Origin of the sequence: Pseudomonas veronii (assembly GCF_001439695.1) — a bacterium.
Classification (GTDB): Bacteria; Pseudomonadota; Gammaproteobacteria; order Pseudomonadales; family Pseudomonadaceae; genus Aquipseudomonas; species Aquipseudomonas veronii.
The window spans coordinates 1-16,868 of the sequence record NZ_JYLL01000005.1 but is presented as its reverse complement, the minus strand read 5'-3'; the positions used below and the strand labels follow the sequence as shown (position 1 = coordinate 16,868).

The 16,868-nt window shown below is 55.1% G+C and carries 12 protein-coding genes; 3 read left to right on the top strand and 9 right to left on the bottom strand.

The features are described from left to right. Nucleotides 1–11: 11 nt before the first annotated feature. The 7 genes from sbnA to TU80_RS07980 all read right to left on the bottom strand — a co-directional run bounded on the left by sbnA (nucleotide 12) and on the right by TU80_RS07980 (nucleotide 12,224). Nucleotides 12–965 (bottom strand): 2,3-diaminopropionate biosynthesis protein SbnA, encoded by a 954-nt coding sequence (sbnA, locus tag TU80_RS08010; protein ID WP_057004230.1) that lies wholly within the window; start codon nucleotides 963–965, stop codon nucleotides 12–14. After that, nucleotides 922–7,032, bottom strand: coding sequence for a non-ribosomal peptide synthetase (locus TU80_RS08005; protein WP_082643814.1), 6,111 nt, complete (start codon nucleotides 7,030–7,032; stop codon nucleotides 922–924). Before TU80_RS08005 ends, sbnA begins: the two co-directional genes overlap by 44 nt. Nucleotides 7,033–7,064: 32 nt before the next feature. Next, nucleotides 7,065–7,847, bottom strand: coding sequence for an ABC transporter permease (locus TU80_RS08000; RefSeq protein ID WP_057004228.1), 783 nt, complete (start codon nucleotides 7,845–7,847; stop codon nucleotides 7,065–7,067). After that, nucleotides 7,847–8,638, bottom strand: a complete 792-nt coding sequence (locus TU80_RS07995) for an ABC transporter permease (RefSeq protein ID WP_134939554.1) — start codon at nucleotides 8,636–8,638, stop codon at nucleotides 7,847–7,849. Before TU80_RS07995 ends, TU80_RS08000 begins: the two co-directional genes overlap by 1 nt. Then, on the bottom strand, nucleotides 8,635–9,660 hold the full coding sequence (locus TU80_RS07990) for an ABC transporter ATP-binding protein (RefSeq protein WP_057004226.1): 1,026 nt from the start codon (nucleotides 9,658–9,660) through the stop codon (nucleotides 8,635–8,637). Before TU80_RS07990 ends, TU80_RS07995 begins: the two co-directional genes overlap by 4 nt. Nucleotides 9,661–10,119: 459 nt before the next feature. Beyond that, the gene (locus tag TU80_RS07985; RefSeq protein ID WP_232566240.1) at nucleotides 10,120–10,338 is read right to left on the bottom strand and encodes a hypothetical protein; all 219 of its coding nucleotides are present in this window, start codon (nucleotides 10,336–10,338) and stop codon (nucleotides 10,120–10,122) included. 296 nt (nucleotides 10,339–10,634) lie between these two features. Continuing rightward, nucleotides 10,635–12,224 carry a peptide chain release factor 3 gene (locus TU80_RS07980; protein ID WP_057004224.1) on the bottom strand — a complete coding sequence of 530 codons (1,590 nt, stop codon included), beginning with the start codon at nucleotides 12,222–12,224 and terminating at the stop codon, nucleotides 10,635–10,637. A 314-nt stretch (nucleotides 12,225–12,538) separates the two neighbouring features. Here TU80_RS07980 and TU80_RS07975 point away from each other — a divergent pair, with 314 nt between their 5' ends. The 3 genes from TU80_RS07975 (at nucleotide 12,539) to TU80_RS07965 (ending at nucleotide 14,495) form a co-directional block, all read left to right on the top strand. Continuing rightward, entirely contained in the window at nucleotides 12,539–13,369 is an 831-nt protein-coding gene (locus tag TU80_RS07975; protein ID WP_057004223.1) for a TIR domain-containing protein, read from the top strand. Nucleotides 13,370–13,396: 27 nt separating this feature from the next. Next, nucleotides 13,397–13,882 carry a hypothetical protein gene (locus TU80_RS07970; protein ID WP_057004222.1) on the top strand — a complete coding sequence of 162 codons (486 nt, stop codon included), beginning with the start codon at nucleotides 13,397–13,399 and terminating at the stop codon, nucleotides 13,880–13,882. Nucleotides 13,883–13,943: 61 nt separating this feature from the next. Beyond that, complete coding sequence (locus TU80_RS07965; protein ID WP_057004221.1) at nucleotides 13,944–14,495, top strand: hypothetical protein; 552 nt, start codon at nucleotides 13,944–13,946, stop codon at nucleotides 14,493–14,495. Nucleotides 14,496–14,512: 17 nt separating this feature from the next. On the opposite strand, the gene TU80_RS07960 is transcribed toward TU80_RS07965, so the two are convergent. Both TU80_RS07960 and TU80_RS07955 read right to left on the bottom strand, forming a co-directional pair. After that, nucleotides 14,513–16,105, bottom strand: a complete 1,593-nt coding sequence (locus TU80_RS07960; protein ID WP_057004220.1) for a relaxase/mobilization nuclease domain-containing protein — start codon at nucleotides 16,103–16,105, stop codon at nucleotides 14,513–14,515. Further along, nucleotides 16,102–16,446, bottom strand: a complete 345-nt coding sequence (locus TU80_RS07955) for a hypothetical protein (RefSeq protein ID WP_225441876.1) — start codon at nucleotides 16,444–16,446, stop codon at nucleotides 16,102–16,104. Before TU80_RS07955 ends, TU80_RS07960 begins: the two co-directional genes overlap by 4 nt. Between the last annotated feature and the right edge of the window lie 422 nt (nucleotides 16,447–16,868).

Below are 16,868 nucleotides of genomic sequence, written 5' to 3'. Positions count from 1 at the left end.
ACCGCCGAGACTCAACCCACCATTGCGTGTTGATACATCTGGCTGCCAAAGTTGGCGTCACACCACTTATCCGAATAGATCGTTTCGAGATACCGTTCGCCCATATCGGGACTGATCACGACAACTTCGTCGCCAGCCGGAATCTGTTTCCACAAGCGCTTGAGCGCAACCAGAACGGTCCCCGTGGAACCACCGACCAGCAGGCCGTAGTCCAGCGCAACACTGCGGCACATGCGGATCGTCTCGACCTCATCGACGAACTCGATATGCCCGACCAGATCGCGATCGAGAATTTCCGGGCGCCGACTCGTTCCCAAACCGGGAATCAGGCGTTTCTTCGGCACTTCCTGAAAGTTGATCGACCCCACGGTATCGACGGCAATCAGCTTTACATCCAGCGCATGGTCACGCAGATATTGCGCGCAACCGACAAGCGTCCCGGTGGTGCCGGCACCGACAAACAACCACTTGCAGTTGGGATGCTGCTGCAGGATTTCCGGCGCAGTCCTGTTGTAGTGCGCCAACGGATTGGCCGGGTTGGCGTACTGATTGGTCCAGAAATACCTCGGATCCTGACGGATCATTTCCTGAATCAGAGCAATGCGCGCGCCGAGAAAACCGCCATTGCGATCGCGGGTGTCGCAAACAATGACTTCGGCCCCATAAGCCTTCATCAGGTTGACGCTGACCTGGTTGACGTTGGGGTCGGTTATGCAGGTAAACGGATAACCGCGCTGCGCACAGATCATCGATAACGCGACACCGAGATTTCCCGAGCTGGACTCGATGACTTTTCGCCCGGGTGAAAGCAGCCCCAGGCGCTCACTTTCTTCGATCAGCGAGATTGCAGTCTTGAGTTTTATCGACCCGGCCGGATTCAACCCTTCTATTTTCAGGTAGACCGGCACATCACCAATAAAGTTATCCAGCTTGTGATACTGATTCGCACTGTAAATTTGCATCATGCTCGAGGTATCCATTTCCAAGAGAAGACATTTGACGCGCATGGAAAACAATCCGTTGTTGAAGATCGGCCATTTGCGCAACGCAGAATTTTTCGGGGTTGAAGTTGAGTTCGATCAGAAAATCATCTGCCGGTACCAGACCGAGAACCAAAGGAAACTCTGACCTCTCGACCCATTGCAGATTGCTCAGCCGGTAGCGATCACCGACCGGCAGGTTGTCCTGAAGCTCGAAGTTCTCGACCACCAGAACGGTATTAAACAATGCCTCCTGGCCAAGGCCGGCAGCATTCTGGAAATGACTCATCGAGATATGCCCTTCGTCCTGCAGCGCTGCACTGCTGCGCTGCAACTGCCGAAGAGCCTCGGCCGAGAGCGGCGCGCGTACATCAACCTTGCACGGGACGATTGAGGTCATGAGTCCGATGATGTCTTGCGAGCCCTCAAGGTCTGCAGGCCGTCCCGAAATCGCCCAGCCGAAAACCGGCGAGAGACTCTGAGTGTTTTCTGCCAGGATCTGCGCCCAGATACGCTGGAATAGCACAGCAACGGTCACACCCAGCCCGCTGCTGAATCGCTCGATGCCGTCCGACAGGTCGCGCCCGAGGTTGAAGCGATAGACGTTGTGATCCGCAGGCGAGGACGGCTGATAGGCAACCGGACTGGAGAACAGAGTGGGGCTGACGCCCGCCAGATAACGTCGCCAGAACGGACGTTTCTCCCGTTCATGCTGATTGGCCAGCCACTCGATGTAATCGCGATAGACATGGCTGAACGCCGGCTCGGGCTGCACGCCGCAGATCATCTGATCGTAGAGGGCAAACAGCGCCTTGATGACCTTGGCCACACACCAGCCATCCAGAAGGATGTGATGGTAGATCCAGATCAACTTGTAGGTCTGCGAACCCCTGGACAGCAACGTGAAGCGGGTCAGCGCAGGCGTCGCCAGATCAAAGATCCGCGAGCGATCGTCGTGCATCAGCCGTTCATGCTCTGTCGACCCGCCGCTGTGTGCGATAACCTGCCAGCTGCAACTTGCTTCTGGAACCACATATTGCACCGGGCCCGCCACCGCATCCCAGAAGAACCCCGTGCGCAGGATCGGATGACGCTCGGCTAGCAATTGCCAGGCCGCTTCGAGCACGCTGATGTCGACCTCACCGTTGATGTCCATGACGTATTGCAGGGTATAGGTGTCGTCATCGCTCATCAGGTGCTGGAACAGGATCCCCTCTTGCGTCGGTGACAAGGGATAGATATCCACCGGTATGGCGCCGGCGCTGGCAATCAGCGACTGCAACTCATCATCTGTCAGATCGACATCCGGATAGTCGCCAGGCACGCGCACCACGGCGCCCGCTGTGCAATGCTCGATGATTTGCGTCAGTGCATCGACGTAGTGCGTCGCAAGACTTTCGGCCTCCTGCGGCGACAGGATCCCGTCGTCGTAATACCAGTCGATTTCAAATCGACCCTGGGCAATCCGTGCCTCGATCTCCAGTGCATGCTGGCGTCCGTTACGCGGGTCCACCGACACCTGATCAACCAGACTCAAGACTTGGGCAGATGGCATCGACACATCCGGATCGTCAAACGATACGTTGTCCCACTGCCCGAGGTAGTTGAACTGCACCATGGGTTCGGCAGCAGGAATCACCCGGGACTCATTGAACAGATAACGCAGCAGTCCATACCCGACACCTCGTTGCGGGATGTCCGCGAGTGTGCGTTTGGTTGCCTGAATCAGACTCCCGAGTCCCTCTTGAGGGTCATGCAGACACACCGGGAACACCGACGTGAACCAGCCGATCGTGCGGGATACGTCGACGCCTTCCAGGATGCTTTCGCGACCATGTCCTTCGAGGTTGATTGCAATGTCCGGACTCGCGCGCCAGGCGGAAAACGCCCGGGCCAGTGCCGAGATCAGGATGTCATTGATACGGGTGTTGTAAGCCGCAGGCACCTCCCGGATCAATGCACTGGTTGCTGCGCTGCTCAGTCCGCGGGACAGTATTGCGGTGCGCCCCGACGCTCGCCGGTTGAGGTCAAAAGGTATCGCGGCCGGAACCGTTTCGATGACCCGTGACCAGTAGGCAGTCTGCGCCAGAACCTCATTCTTGAAGACCTGCCCGTCCCTCGCCAACTGCTGCGCCCACCCCCGAAACGAGGTGACCCGCGCTGGCACCGCGGTGCCTGCGCAAAGGTGCAGATAGTCCTCGACGAGGATGCGCAGGGACACCGCATCGACCACCAGGTGGTGCGCCACCAGTACCAGCAGACTGACATCGGGATCCGGGGTACGGAACAGCACCGCGCGAAACAGATCGCCCTGTTCGAGGTCGAGACCGGACAGGGATTCATCCAGCACGGCCCGGATAGACTCCAGTGATTGATCGATCGTTGCCGCCAGTTGTACTGTCCTGCAACTGGCCTGCGCATCGACCGGACTCGCCGGAATGGTCTGGGCGAATCCTTGATCGACTTTGAACTGCGCGCTCAGTACCGGATAGCGCTCGAGTATCTTGCGAGTCGCCATGAGCAGGGTGTCGGCCGCAACGGGACGGTGAATCTCGATCGCCGTGCCGAGACACCAATGGGCAGCATTGACCAGTCGCTGTTCGGCAAACCAACGCTGTACCGGCACCAGCGCCGTTGCGCCGGTCGGCGGATCGCTTTCCCCGCTGGCCGCACTCTGCAGCAGCCGCACAGCCTGGGCAATTTCGGCTAGCGATCGACTGGCAAAGATGCGATCAAGATCAATCGTCATCCCCTCGCTTCTCAGACGTGCAATGAGTTGCAGCGCGCTGATCGAGTCACCGCCTGCCGAGAAGAAATTCTGCTTCAGGGTGATCGAGTCACTGCCGATGATCGCACGCGTGGCAGCCAGCACCAGCGTGTCGAAAGGCGTGTGCTGCGAGGAAGACGGGGGCAGTTCTATCGCAACCGGAGCGTCATCCCCGACCACGGGCACGCCTTGCCAGTTCTGCCACTCCTGCAACGGGCGCTGTGCTTCACAGATATACGTCAGTGCACTGAGAAAATGTTCACACAGCAGCTCTGCCCGTTCCTTGGATACATGCTCGGGATCGCGAATGAAATCCACAGTGATGCCATCGCCGGTGCTGAGGACTTCAACGGCAAAGACAAACTCGGTGAGGTCCGTCACCTGTGTGAGTTCGACCGTGACGCCGGGGGCCTCCAGCGCAGCCCAGTTTGCCAGCGTCTCGACGTTGAGCACCGTATCAAACGCGCCGTTGGCAAACCGCGAACGCGTACTGAACAACGTATCGTTCATCGAAATCGATTCGAAGCGAAGCAACTCGGCGATGCGTGCACTTGCGGCCTGCAGGCTGACCTCGGGATTCTGCGCCGCCGCCAGTGCCAAGGGCATCGGCAAGGTATTGGCGTACATCCCGATGTCATCCAGGCCAACCCCGGTGTCGGCGCGTCCCGAAACGATCATTCCGAACAACTGGTGCTGCCCGCCGTTTACTGCATTGAGCGCCATGGCCCAGGCCGTTGCCGCAACCGAAGCAATCGTGACCCCGGCACGGCCACAGAGACGCACGATGGCCTGTTCAAGAGTCGCGGGCAGACGTCTTTCGAAGAGTTGATGTTGCACCGGTTTCAAGGAGGGCTCGACAAGCTTGTCAGCGACGCAGACCGGCACCTCGAAAGGCTCGAGGAGATCCGCCCAGCGCTGTTGATCCTGAGGTTGCAGGTGGAATTTTTCCTGACCGTCGATATAGGTTGGAAACGCATCCGGCGCCGCCGGCAAACCCGAGAATACTTCGCTCATCAGCGAAAAAATCGATGCGCCATCAAGCACGAGATGATGCGCACTGAGGACAAACTGATAGTTGTTGCCCCCCAGATGGAACAGATGCAATCGATAAAGCGTGGGCTGATCCAGCTCGAAACCGCTCTGTTTGTCCTCGATGAGGAAGTCTTTGATGTACTGGCGCTGCTGCACTTGATGGAGGTGCACAAGAGAGGTCCGCGACCATCTCAGAGGAGCGTCCTCGGCAACGACGCGCACCGGCTGGCCCGACGGCGCCAGAACGAACGCGCTACGCAACAGTTCATGGTGTTGATGAGCCTTGCGCCACCCTTCTTCCAGCGCGACGCCGTCATCGGGCAGCACCATAAGGAACACAAACTGCAGAACGTAAGTGGTGCGATGACGGGTTCGCAGCGACTGAACGTAAATACCCTTCTGTGCCTGCGAAACCGGTTTGAACGATGACGAATCACCCTGCGCCGGTTGCAGGTGCAGATGGTTTACGCCCCCGGCAACGGCGGGGCCGGCCTGGGTTCTGGCCACCTTGAGCAGCCCCAGCGTGGTCGGGTTGCGGAAGACATCCCCCAGCGTGAAGGCATGTCCCAGGGACTTCGCCCGTGCAATGAACTGCAAGGCGAGAATCGAATCGGCACCCTGTTTGAAAACATCGTCCACGGGTTGCAACGTCGGGTTACACAGCAAATCACGCCAGGTCTCGAGCAGTTCCCGTCCGCCGCCAGACGTCGTTGCCGCAACGCTCTGTAACGTGTCAGGCGCCGGTGTTTGATTGGCGATAGCGGTGAGTTTTTTCTTGTCGATTTTGCCATTGGGCGTTTCGGGCAGAGACGACTGCACGCGGAACTCGGATGGAATCATGTGTTCCGGCAAGAGCTCACGCAAATCCAGACGCAGCGTGTCGAGATCGGTTGCGGCGCCCTCCTGCTCGACGAGGAAAGCCGTCAGAAAGGCTCGGGGGTGCGAAGTGTTGAGCACCACTGCCGCCTGTTTGATGTAAGGCAGCCGCAAAATGCCGAATTCGACCTCGCTCAGTTCGATTCGGTGACCTCGTACCTTGACCTGATCATCGGTTCGACCGTGATAGTGAAAGACACCCTCATCATCATAACTGACGAGGTCGCCGGTCTTGTAGGCTCGCTGGCCGTCGACGGTGACAAACGCCTTGGAGGTCAGGTCGGGGCGACCGATGTAGCCCAGCCCCACCGCAATCCCTTCGACGTAGAGTTCCCCGACTTCGCCCACGGGCAACGCCACCTGGTCAGCGTCACGCACCACCAGCCGAACACCGCGTACCGCCCGCCCGATCGGAATGGCGTGATCAGCAGAAGGCATCCGGGAGATAACGTGGTGGGTCACATCATCACTGCACTCAGTCGGCCCATAGGCATTGACCAATGGCACATGAGGCTTGGTCGCCAACCAGCGTCGGGCAAGCGAAACGGGCAGCACTTCGCCCGTAGCGACCAGGCAGCTCAGACGATCGAAGCGCGCATTCTGCGCATCCACACTGATCGCATCCAGAATGGCCAGCAGATGGCTCGGCACCACCTGCAGGATATCGATTTCATCGTGCACGATCCGCGCACCCAGGCGATCCAGATCCAGAAACTCCGAACGGGTCAGAATTGCCGTTCGTCCGGCGCAGATGAGCGGCGCGAGGAATTGCCAGACGGAGATATCGAAACTCTGTGGTGCCGTTTGCGCCACGTTGGGGGCCTTGTGCATCCCCAGGTCTTCGACTTTGGCCAGCAGGTGATTGAGCATTCCCGCGTGATGGACCATAGCCCCCTTGGGCATCCCCGTGGAGCCAGAGGTGAAAATCACATAAGCAAGGCTGTCGTCTTTCAGTACGCAACGCCCGAACAGTGCGCCACCCTTGAGTTCGTCGAGTTGGCCGGGCATGGTCAGAAGAGCAATGCCGTCGAACAGCAACTGGCTGTCGTTCTCCGCTATCAGGTAGCGGCAACTGCATTGCTCCAGCATGTAGGCCCGCCGATCCAGCGGCAGCGAGCGATCCAGTGGCAGATAAGCGGCACCAATCTTGAACAGGCCGATCATCGAAACCAGAAATCCAAGCCCCCGTTCCAGACCGATGGCGACAATGTCGCCGGGCTTGACGGATGCCGCGCTCAGCCTGCGGGCGAAGCCGTCGGATATCTCGTCAAGGTCTTGATAGCTCAGGCTGTCGCAGCCATCCGAAGCTGCAATGGCGCCAGGCGCCCACCGAACCTGGTCGGCGAATAAATCCAGAAAGTTGTCCATATCATCCATGTCTTATGGTCTAAATTTCGGTGTTGCGAGTGTCAGGCGCCCTCTCGAAGGTATTTCTTGACCCCCCAATGCCAAAGCAATCGAGACAACAGCAAGAAGGCCAGAGTCGCCAGTACAGCGCCCGCCAAAGACCGCCCCGTCGTCATCCCCATCGCTGATTGCGCGGGCACTTCCATGATGAAAAAGACAGGGACTACGGTCATGATCACGACCTGGATCCACTCCGGATACGCGCCGGACGGGAACCGTCCGGTGGTCAGAAACATAAACAACAGGTGGGAAATGTTGCCGGTTTTCTTGGTCCAGAACGCCAGACTGGCAATGCTGAACCAGACCGAATAAACCAGCGCACACGCGAGGACCATGAAGACCAAGAAAGCGCCGAGCGTCTGCAATGTCAGTTGCCCTTGCGCATGACTGCCACCCAGCATCAGACCCAGCCCCAGCAGGACCCCGAAAATATGCCAGAGGCGCAACTGCCCAAAGGCCAGAATGGTTTGCACATCAACCGGTTTGGACAAATAAGTATCAATGGACTTGCTGATGATCAACTTCGAGGCGGCCTCGCAGTTGGGCAATACCACCATTTGTACAAAGGAGCGAATAAGGATAAAGGCACCATACAACACAATCGACTGCTGTTTATTCCAGCCACCAATTGTCTCGACATTCCCAAAGAAAATCTCAATCACGACATAAACGGACAATCCCAGTAGGGCTGTATTCAACAGGCTGACAAAGACCGGCACGCGGTCTTTCATATTGGCCTGCAACCTTGCTGTCAGAAGCGCCTTGACTGCGCTCAACGTCTTCATTATCCGAACACCGAATAACGTTTTACACCTTTGGCCCAGATAAAATTAGCCAACAACGAAAGTGCAGCAACCAGCACAACCTGAAATAGTAATCCATTAACCAACTGTTCGTTTGTCAACTCGCCCATGATGATTCTGATTGGAAAGTTAATAATGTAAGGGAACGGTGACCACTCAAGTACCGACTGCATCCAGCCCGGATAAAGCGTCAACGGAGCAAGGACCCCACCAAACAGCGTGAGCATGTAAGTCAACACCAGATCAAAGGCACTTGCCTGATCGGACCAGAACGCCGCAAGCCCGCCGATGAAATAAAGTAAATAGTTGATGGCAAAACCCAGTATGACTCCGAGCAGTGCAGGCATCAGATAGCTCAGGTGCAAATACTTACCCGCTTCGGAAAATAGGAATACGCCAGCCACCAGGAAAAATATCGGTATGACTCTGACCATCGCCGAAGCCATTTCACCCAGAAAGTAATAGAAGGCAATATTGAACGGCTTCAACAGGAAACTGCCAATATCCCCCGAATGAATGTCACTCTCTACTTCTTCAGCAGCTGTACTGGAGACGATTTCGCCAACCAGAAATACCAGCGCAAAGTAAGCGGCAAACCTGGCCGGGGTAAAACCTTCCAGTGCGGCATCCTTTGCAATGCCCATCCAGATGACCATCATGAATAACGGCACCAAAGAGGCGAGTACCAATACAAACAACTCTGCGCGATGCGCAACCTTGCGACGAATGGCTGTGCGCGCAACGCCTGCGACTTTCATGGCAAACCGGCTCACGCGACATACTCCCCGGGCGCACCCTTGACCTTTTGCCCGGCGTCGGCCTGAGAGGCCATGAACAGCTTCAGCAGAGCCTCTTCGATCGGTGGATCACCGATGGAAATGTCGATGACCGGCTGCTCGGCCAGAACCTGCGAACAGACACCCACCACCTCGGCAGCCGGCACCAGCAACTCATGCACAAAGCCGTCTGCGGAGCGCACCAGACCGTACCGGCCAAGTGCCGAAGCCATAACGCTTTCAGACAATTCCACCGTAATGATACGGTGATCCGACATGCGTTTACGCAGCGACTCCAGGGTGTCATCGAAGGAGATCTTGCCATCGGAAACGACAACGACTCGCTCACACAGGGCTTCAATATCCTGCATGTAATGCGACGTCAGCAGAACGCTCACATTGCGCTCGCGGCCATAGTCCCGAATAAATGAACGAACTATCCTTTGCACCCCGACATCGAGTCCGATAGTCGGCTCGTCGAGAAAAAGAACCTTGGGGTCATGAAGTAACGATGCGACCAGCTCACACTTCATTTTTTCGCCAAGCGACAGGGTTCGCACCGGCGCCTTGGCCAACTTCGATACCTTAAGCAATTCATCCAGATAGCCATAGGTCTGCTTGAACTGTTCATCGGAGATTTCGAATATCTTCTGATTCAGCCGGAAAGTTTCCATGGCCGGCAAGTCCCAGATCAACTGTTGACGTTGCCCCATGATCAGCGAGATGGACTTGAGAAATTCCTTGCTCCGCAATTGTGGTTGATAACCGAGAACCGATATTTGTCCTGCCGTCGGATAGAGCAGCCCCGACAGAATTTTCAATGTAGTGGTTTTACCTGCGCCATTCGGTCCGAGAAAGCCTACGACCTCACCCTGCTTGACCGTAAATGAAATATCGTCAACAGCCGTCTTCTCTGAACTCTTGGGAGATACCAGACTTGTCAGCCAACCGAGCGGCCCTTCCGAGCGCTCTTTAATCAGGTAGGTTTTGGACAAATTTTTTACACTAATATAATCCATCGCATGCGAGACCTTGAAGAAAATGAGCTATCCATTGCGCATATCGTTTCAACGCCGACTTGAATATCACGCACCGATCCACGTCATCAAGAAACGTTATTACACATTTAAATTCTGAATTCACAGTACTGATTTATGATTGCACTTATCGACGCTTGATTGACATCTCGCGCAAGCCCATCGATTAATGAAGCCAGACTCGATGATAGTAACGCGGAACACTCTAGCCCGCGGCTCTTTGCTTTTTCAGATTTGCCAATGGATTAGAAACTAATCGATAGTGACTTCAGCGTCGAGAGCAAAACGCGAGGTCACGCAAAAGAAGAGTAGAACCACAAATGACAGGGAAAGATCGTACAGAAAAATCCTACAGCGTGATTTTGATCCGTTGAAAAAACCTTCTCCCTTGTTGCGCATCAGCCGGGGAAGAAGGGGTTTTCTATTGCCCGGAATTTACGACTAGCTGTCGCCATCGTCGTAGGTTTCACTGTCTTCGCCTTCATTATAAGGGTTTTCCGCATCCTCCTTGGGCGCGGGTTGGGACTGCGGCTGCCAGCCGCCGGAGTTGACCTCCTTCTGTTTTTTCTTGGTGACGGGGCCAGTGTCTTTCCACTGGGGCGTTCCGGCGTCGGCCAGTTGCAGCCCATGTGCCCCGGCGCTTGAGATCCCCAAGGACACCAGTAGCACCAGGGGAATGGCACGTTTAGTTATACGCCCCCTTGTCTCCTATTTCCGTCGGTGAGTGGGTGTCGTAGTCGAAACGCTAGACCGGAAGCGGGGTTAGCGCCAATTCCCCTGACTAATGAAAACCTGACTGTGGGAGCAGGCTTGCCTGCGATGGCATCCACTGGGTGTGCCTGATGGACTGAGGTGCCTGCATCGCAGGCAAGCCTGCTCCCACATTTTGGATTTTCGGCAGACATAAAAAAGGGCAAAGCCATGACAGCTTCGCCCTTCCATCAACCGCTCAGAGCTTAATGGTGCTCGCGGGTCGCACGGAATTTCACATCCGGCCAGCGCTCTTCCATCAGCGCCAGGTTGACCCGGGTCGGCGCCAGGTAGGTCAGGTGACCGCCGCCGTCGACCGCGAGGTTTTCCACGGCTTTGTTGGAGAACTCTTCCAACTTCTTCTTATCGCTGCACTCGATCCAGCGCGCGGAGTACACGGTGATCGGCTCGTAGGAGCATTCGACCTTGTATTCCTCTTTCAAGCGACTGGCGACCACATCGAACTGCAGCACACCGACGGCGCCGAGGATGATGTCGTTGCTGCGCTCGGGGAAGAACACCTGGGTCGCGCCCTCTTCCGCCAGTTGCTGCAAGCCTTGGCGCAGTTGCTTGGATTTCAGCGGGTCGCGCAGGCGCACGCGGCGGAACAGTTCCGGGGCGAAGTGCGGGATGCCGGTGAAGCCCAGCGTTTCGCCTTCGGTGAAGGTGTCGCCGATCTGGATGGTGCCGTGGTTGTGCAAGCCGATGATGTCGCCGGCGTAGGCTTCTTCGAGCTGTTCACGCTCGGAGGAGAAGAACGTCAGGGCATCGCCGATTCGCACGTCCTTGCCGGTGCGAACGTGGCGCATCTTCATGCCTTTTTCGTACCTGCCGGAGCAGATTCGCATAAAGGCGATACGGTCGCGGTGTTTGGGGTCCATGTTCGCCTGGATCTTGAACACGAAGCCCGAGAATTTCTCTTCCACCGGCTCCACGGTGCGCTCGTTGGCGACCCGGGCCAGCGGGCGCGGGGCCCAGTCCACCACGGCGTCGAGCACGTGGTCGACACCGAAGTTGCCCAATGCGGTACCGAAGAACACCGGGGTCAGTTGGCCGTCGAGGAATTCCTGCTGGTTGAACTCGTGGCAGGCGCCCTGCACCAGTTCCAGCTGGTCGACGAAGCGGTCGTACTCATCGCCCAAGTGGGCGCGGGCTTCGTCGGAGTCGAGCTTCTCGATGATTTTCACATCGGTGCGTTCGTGACCGTGGCCGGCGGTGTAGACAATGATGTAGTCGTCGGCCAGGTGGTACACGCCCTTGAAGTCGCGGTAGCAACCGATCGGCCAGGTAATCGGCGCCGCCTTGATCTTCAGCACTGCTTCGATTTCGTCGAGCAGCTCGATCGGATCGCGGATGTCGCGGTCGAGTTTGTTGATAAAGCTGACGATCGGCGTGTCGCGCAGGCGGCAGACGTCCATCAACGCAATCGTGCGTGGCTCGACGCCCTTACCGCCGTCGAGGACCATCAAGGCCGAGTCCACCGCGGTCAGGGTGCGGTAGGTGTCTTCGGAGAAGTCTTCGTGGCCCGGGGTGTCGAGCAGGTTGATCATGTGATCGCGATACGGGAACTGCATGACCGACGTGGTAATGGAAATACCCCGTTGTTTTTCCATTTCCATCCAGTCGGAGGTGGCATGGCGGTCGGATTTGCGGGATTTCACCGTGCCGGCCACTGCGATCGCCTTGCCCATCAGCAAGAGCTTCTCGGTGATGGTGGTTTTACCGGCATCGGGGTGGGAAATGATGGCAAACGTGCGTCTGGCGTTGACTTCATTGACAATTTTACTATCGGACATCGCTTAAAATCTCGATTGTGTACGCTGATATGTACACAGTTAAAAAAGTACCTTTGGCCGATTGCAAAGGCCAACACAGAGAACCGCGCATTGTACCAAATGGTGATGGGGAATGCCCGAGACAGCAGTCAATCGGGCGCGACGCCCCCCTCACGCCTGCCAGTAGCAAGCGCTGAGCCGCTCGGAATGCTGCCGGTAATGAGAGTGGACAGCATGATGGCAAATAGGTAGCGTCCAAGAAACGTCTGTAGCGGCACCGTACAAAGAAACTACAGACACTCTAATGCTGATTGCCCAAAAGGATAATTGTAGCGATGTACTATCATGTGATTGTGAAACCAAAGTCGGACCAATATTATGGCGAATACAAAACCGACCTTACTAAGGAACAGTTAATATCACGATTTGTTGAGCCTTATGAGCAAGGCTCGCCAATCATCATTAATGGAAAAACTGTACAACCAGACGATCTAGAAAGAATAAAAATCTCCGAAAGCGAGAAAACAATTGAGTCCTTTATCGCCCAGGTTAAATTTGATGACCAACAATCTTCTGTAGCATTCATTGGTGGCCCGTCCTATACGTACCAGGCAATCGGTCGCGCCAAAGATGTAACGGATGATTTCATTGAAGGTGCAGTTGGTTACAAAAAGACATTGAAGAAAGAAGCCACGTCAAAATCATCTAAAAACACCGGCAATCAGAAGAAGATTTTTATTGTGCATGGCCACGATGAAAGTGCTCAAAACAAAGCCGCCAGATTTATTGAAAAACTCGGGTTCGAAGCAGTCATTCTACATGAGAAGGCTAGCTCTGGACGGACTATTATTGAAAAAATAGAACACTACTCTGACGTAGGTTTTGCCGTAGTTCTTTACACCCCCGACGATGTGGGAAACGTAAAATCAGCAGCTGACAATCTAAATCTACGCGCCCGCCAGAACGTAGTGTTTGAGCACGGATATCTGATCGGAAAACTGGGACGGCAAAACGTGGCCGCACTTGTCGATGGTAAGCTGGAGCTTCCCAACGACATAAGCGGTGTCGTCTATATAAGCCTGGATGAGGCTTCAGCATGGCATTTGCAGCTTGCCAAGGAAATGAAACAGTCTGGGTATGACATCGACATGAATAAACTTATTTGACGTTTCTCTCTCTTGAAGGAATATTTTATGAGCCCTGAAATTTTAGAGTGGATCTCAAAGCAAGCTCCCGGCTTTGGCCAATTATCGTTAGAGGAACGCGACGCTATAGCCGACTTCTCTCTAATCTGGAGTTTTTTTGAGGGCACCAGATTGAATGGCTTCGGAAACATGACCACAATAAGGGCGCTTGCCGAAAGCCTTGAGATGCAGGGCGCTATCGAAAAATGCAATACAAATGCATATCTTCATTATTTAAAGCAGCGCTACATCGAAAACGGACAACTTAACTATAGATTTAATAATCTGCATATTGAACTCAGCAACAACCCGCCGGAAATCATTGCAGCACTACAAGATGATAGCGCCGATGAAAAAACAATATTGATAGGCTGCTTAGGTGTAGTATTCAGACTGAGGAATAATTTATTCCATGGCGCGAAATGGCATTACGAATTGCGCGAGCAAGAACAAAATTTCAGGAACGCAACATCATTCTTACTGAGATGCATGTAGAAAAATAAAACCGGCCACTCAAGATCTTTACCATCACACCTATTAAGCGGAGACACTAGATATGTCTGTCGATTACTTTGGAAAATACTTCAACGACGAGGGATTCGACTTCACGCGTCTTTTGAATGATGATTTCTTCCAGCCTGTACGAATTCTTTTCAACGCAAAGCATTACGTCTCTGCTTCGAAATTGCTGGTGGTGGCTATAGACTCAATAAGCTACATAGAATACGGCAACATTAAAGAGAACACTTTCATAAAATGGCTAAAAGAGTTTTCAGAAATAAAAACTCTTGGCATTACTGCGGAGGAGTTATGGGAGCACAGAAACTCGCTCCTTCACATGAGCAGTTTGAGTTCCAGAAAAGTAGTTGACGGTAAAGAAAGGGCCTTAGTTGCCTACATCGGCGAAATGCATCCAGATGTAAAATTGGATCAAGAGAAAACAGGCTACTACAATCTTTATTCATTAATTCAAGTGGTAGGTAGTGCCTGTGGGAAGTGGTGCTTAACATACGACGAGCAGCGCGAAAAAATAGATTCCTTCGTCGAGCGCTATGATCTGATTGCCTCAGACGCCCGGATGCAATGGATACATTACGACGCCAAATAAAATAACACGTTAACAAGTCACCGCTCTCGATCAGGCTCATGACCCTCGCGGTGAGGTGGTGGCGTTAGCGGTCGAGATCTCTCCGGCCCATCTCCTTCGCGCTGCTCCCGTCTATCCTTGCGGAATACAGCGGTAGCCCGCTCAAACGCCGCCATAAGATCGGGAACTTCTCTTTTTGGTTCTCGCTTTGCCTTCTCAAAAGCCGCGAGCACATCAGGGGCGGCTTTTTCGTTTTGCGCAAGATCAACATCAACGATTTCAACCAATGACGGCATAACACCATCCTCGCCACGAGCTCTGACACGCTGATCGCGCTTGTTATCCCGCATGAATGCGGCCAGCTCTCGTCTATCCACTTTTTCAAGGGATGCTGCCTTGCGTTCAATGCCGAATGCCTGAAGCTTGAGGCGGAAATCCAGAATCTTGGCATCCTGTGTTTGGCGAGCTTTCAGCTGAGCCTGCTGTTCGAGATGAGCGCGAACGCGTTTGGCATCTTGATAGTGGTGCAATTTCTGGCGCAAGAAATTGACACCGCTGACCCGGCCCAAGAACTCAGACAAGCCCGTGGGGCGGTTTTGATACCGCTCCCGGCGAACGGCTTTCATCATGGCAAGGTGGCCTGTACGCAGATTGTCCCGCTCTGCCCGGTGCTTTTCCTGCTGCGCAAGACGCAGGCAATGCTGGCGGTGCTTGAGTGCTTCTCGCTCGTGCTCTATCGCGCGCCGCCGCTCCATCTGGCCGTGCTTCAGTTCGGCGAGCCGGTCGGCGTAGTTATCTTCCTTAACGGCTCGCTCGATCAGCTTGCGGTGCGCCGCAACAAGCTTCTCAGCCTCCTGAACGGTCGGCAGTGATTCACACGGGAACTCCTTCTCAAGAAACTCACGGATGTCCTTTGTACGGATGGACTTATCATCAATGAGCTTTGGCAGCGCGTTCACGTTGCCGTAAAGATCGACGAGAACATAGGGACGGTTTCCGGTAGCCAGCATGTAGCCCCGTTCGGCGAGCGCATGCACGAACGAGCGGGCGTCGTCACTCTGTTGCCAGGCCTCCGTAACCTGCTGCTTATGGTCTTCTTTGGAGAGCCCGGTCTGCCGTAATTGCGCCTGCTCGTAAAGGGAGATCTGCCCGACCTTCCTGGATTTTTCATACCCTTCGGGAAGCGTCAGACCGTGATCACGGGCGAAACCCCGCGTCACCCGCATCAGCTTGTCCCGGTCAAAAGCCAGATGGACAGCTTTCTGATTATCAGCATCAATCCGTGACCAGACCACATGGCAGTGCTCACGACCATCCTTGATATGGAACACCACCGCGCGGGGTTGATCGCCTAACCCCAGGACATCCTCGGTACGCCGGATATAGTCCAGGTACTGATCGCGCGTCAACGGCCCCTGCGCGGGATCAGGATTGATCGACAGGCTGTAGAGATACTTCTCGCACCGGGTCAACGTATCGGCCTGCACCTGCCACTCTTTGAAAGCACCGTGCAGATCCCCGGCAATGGCTCCTCGCAGATCAGCCACCTCTGCCAGCTCGTTGTCGTAGGCATTTAGAAGGTGAGTGGCGAGGTCTTGGCCACTTCCCCGCTGCGACGCGAAAGGGATCATGGGTCCCTCCCCAAGGCCAGCATCAGATAGCTCCTGATTTCAGCGAGCTCATCCCGGCACTCCTGGAAAATCAGGCTGGGATCGCTATCAGTGGACGAGCGGCCAGCTTGCTCCAGCCGGTCGTTAATGCGGGCTGCTTGCGACAGCAGCATGGCAATCATCTTTTGATCCAGCGGCGAAACGCGTTTAGACCGGGGAGCGGCCCTGCCGAAAATAGCCTCGGTGATATAGCCGTTAATGGACTGACCTGAGTTCTGCACCCGCGCGTGAAACTCATCGCGCAACCTTTCGGGTGGGCGGTAAGAGATCGGCGCATCGCGTTTTTTCTTTGATCTGGTCATGCCGCCAACATAGCTGCTCCTAAAAAGCCGTCGCCTCCTGGTTTCCTCTCGTCTTCAGCACCGCGCAGTGGTCGATGGAATTCCAAAGGGAGAGCTGACATCTCTCTTTGGTCGGCACCGGGCCGAAACCCGGTCGTGGTTCAGGGCGCGAAAGTCCTGATCAAGGGTCGCAAGGGGCTACGAAGTGCCCCTTACTCGATGGGTTCAGGGAGAGCCGAAGTCTCCCTGATCGTGTGCAACGGCGAAACGTTGCGTCTAATCCCTTAGCAAAAATGTTCCCTAGAACATTTGCGCTTAGGGAATCTCCGAACAAGCCTTCAGTTATGCGAGAATCCCCGCAACACCTGATCCGAGCCGCCCATGAGCCAGATGAGCTTTTCCGACTTTGAGTACGCCGGCAAGCGCAAGCAAACCCGCCGAGA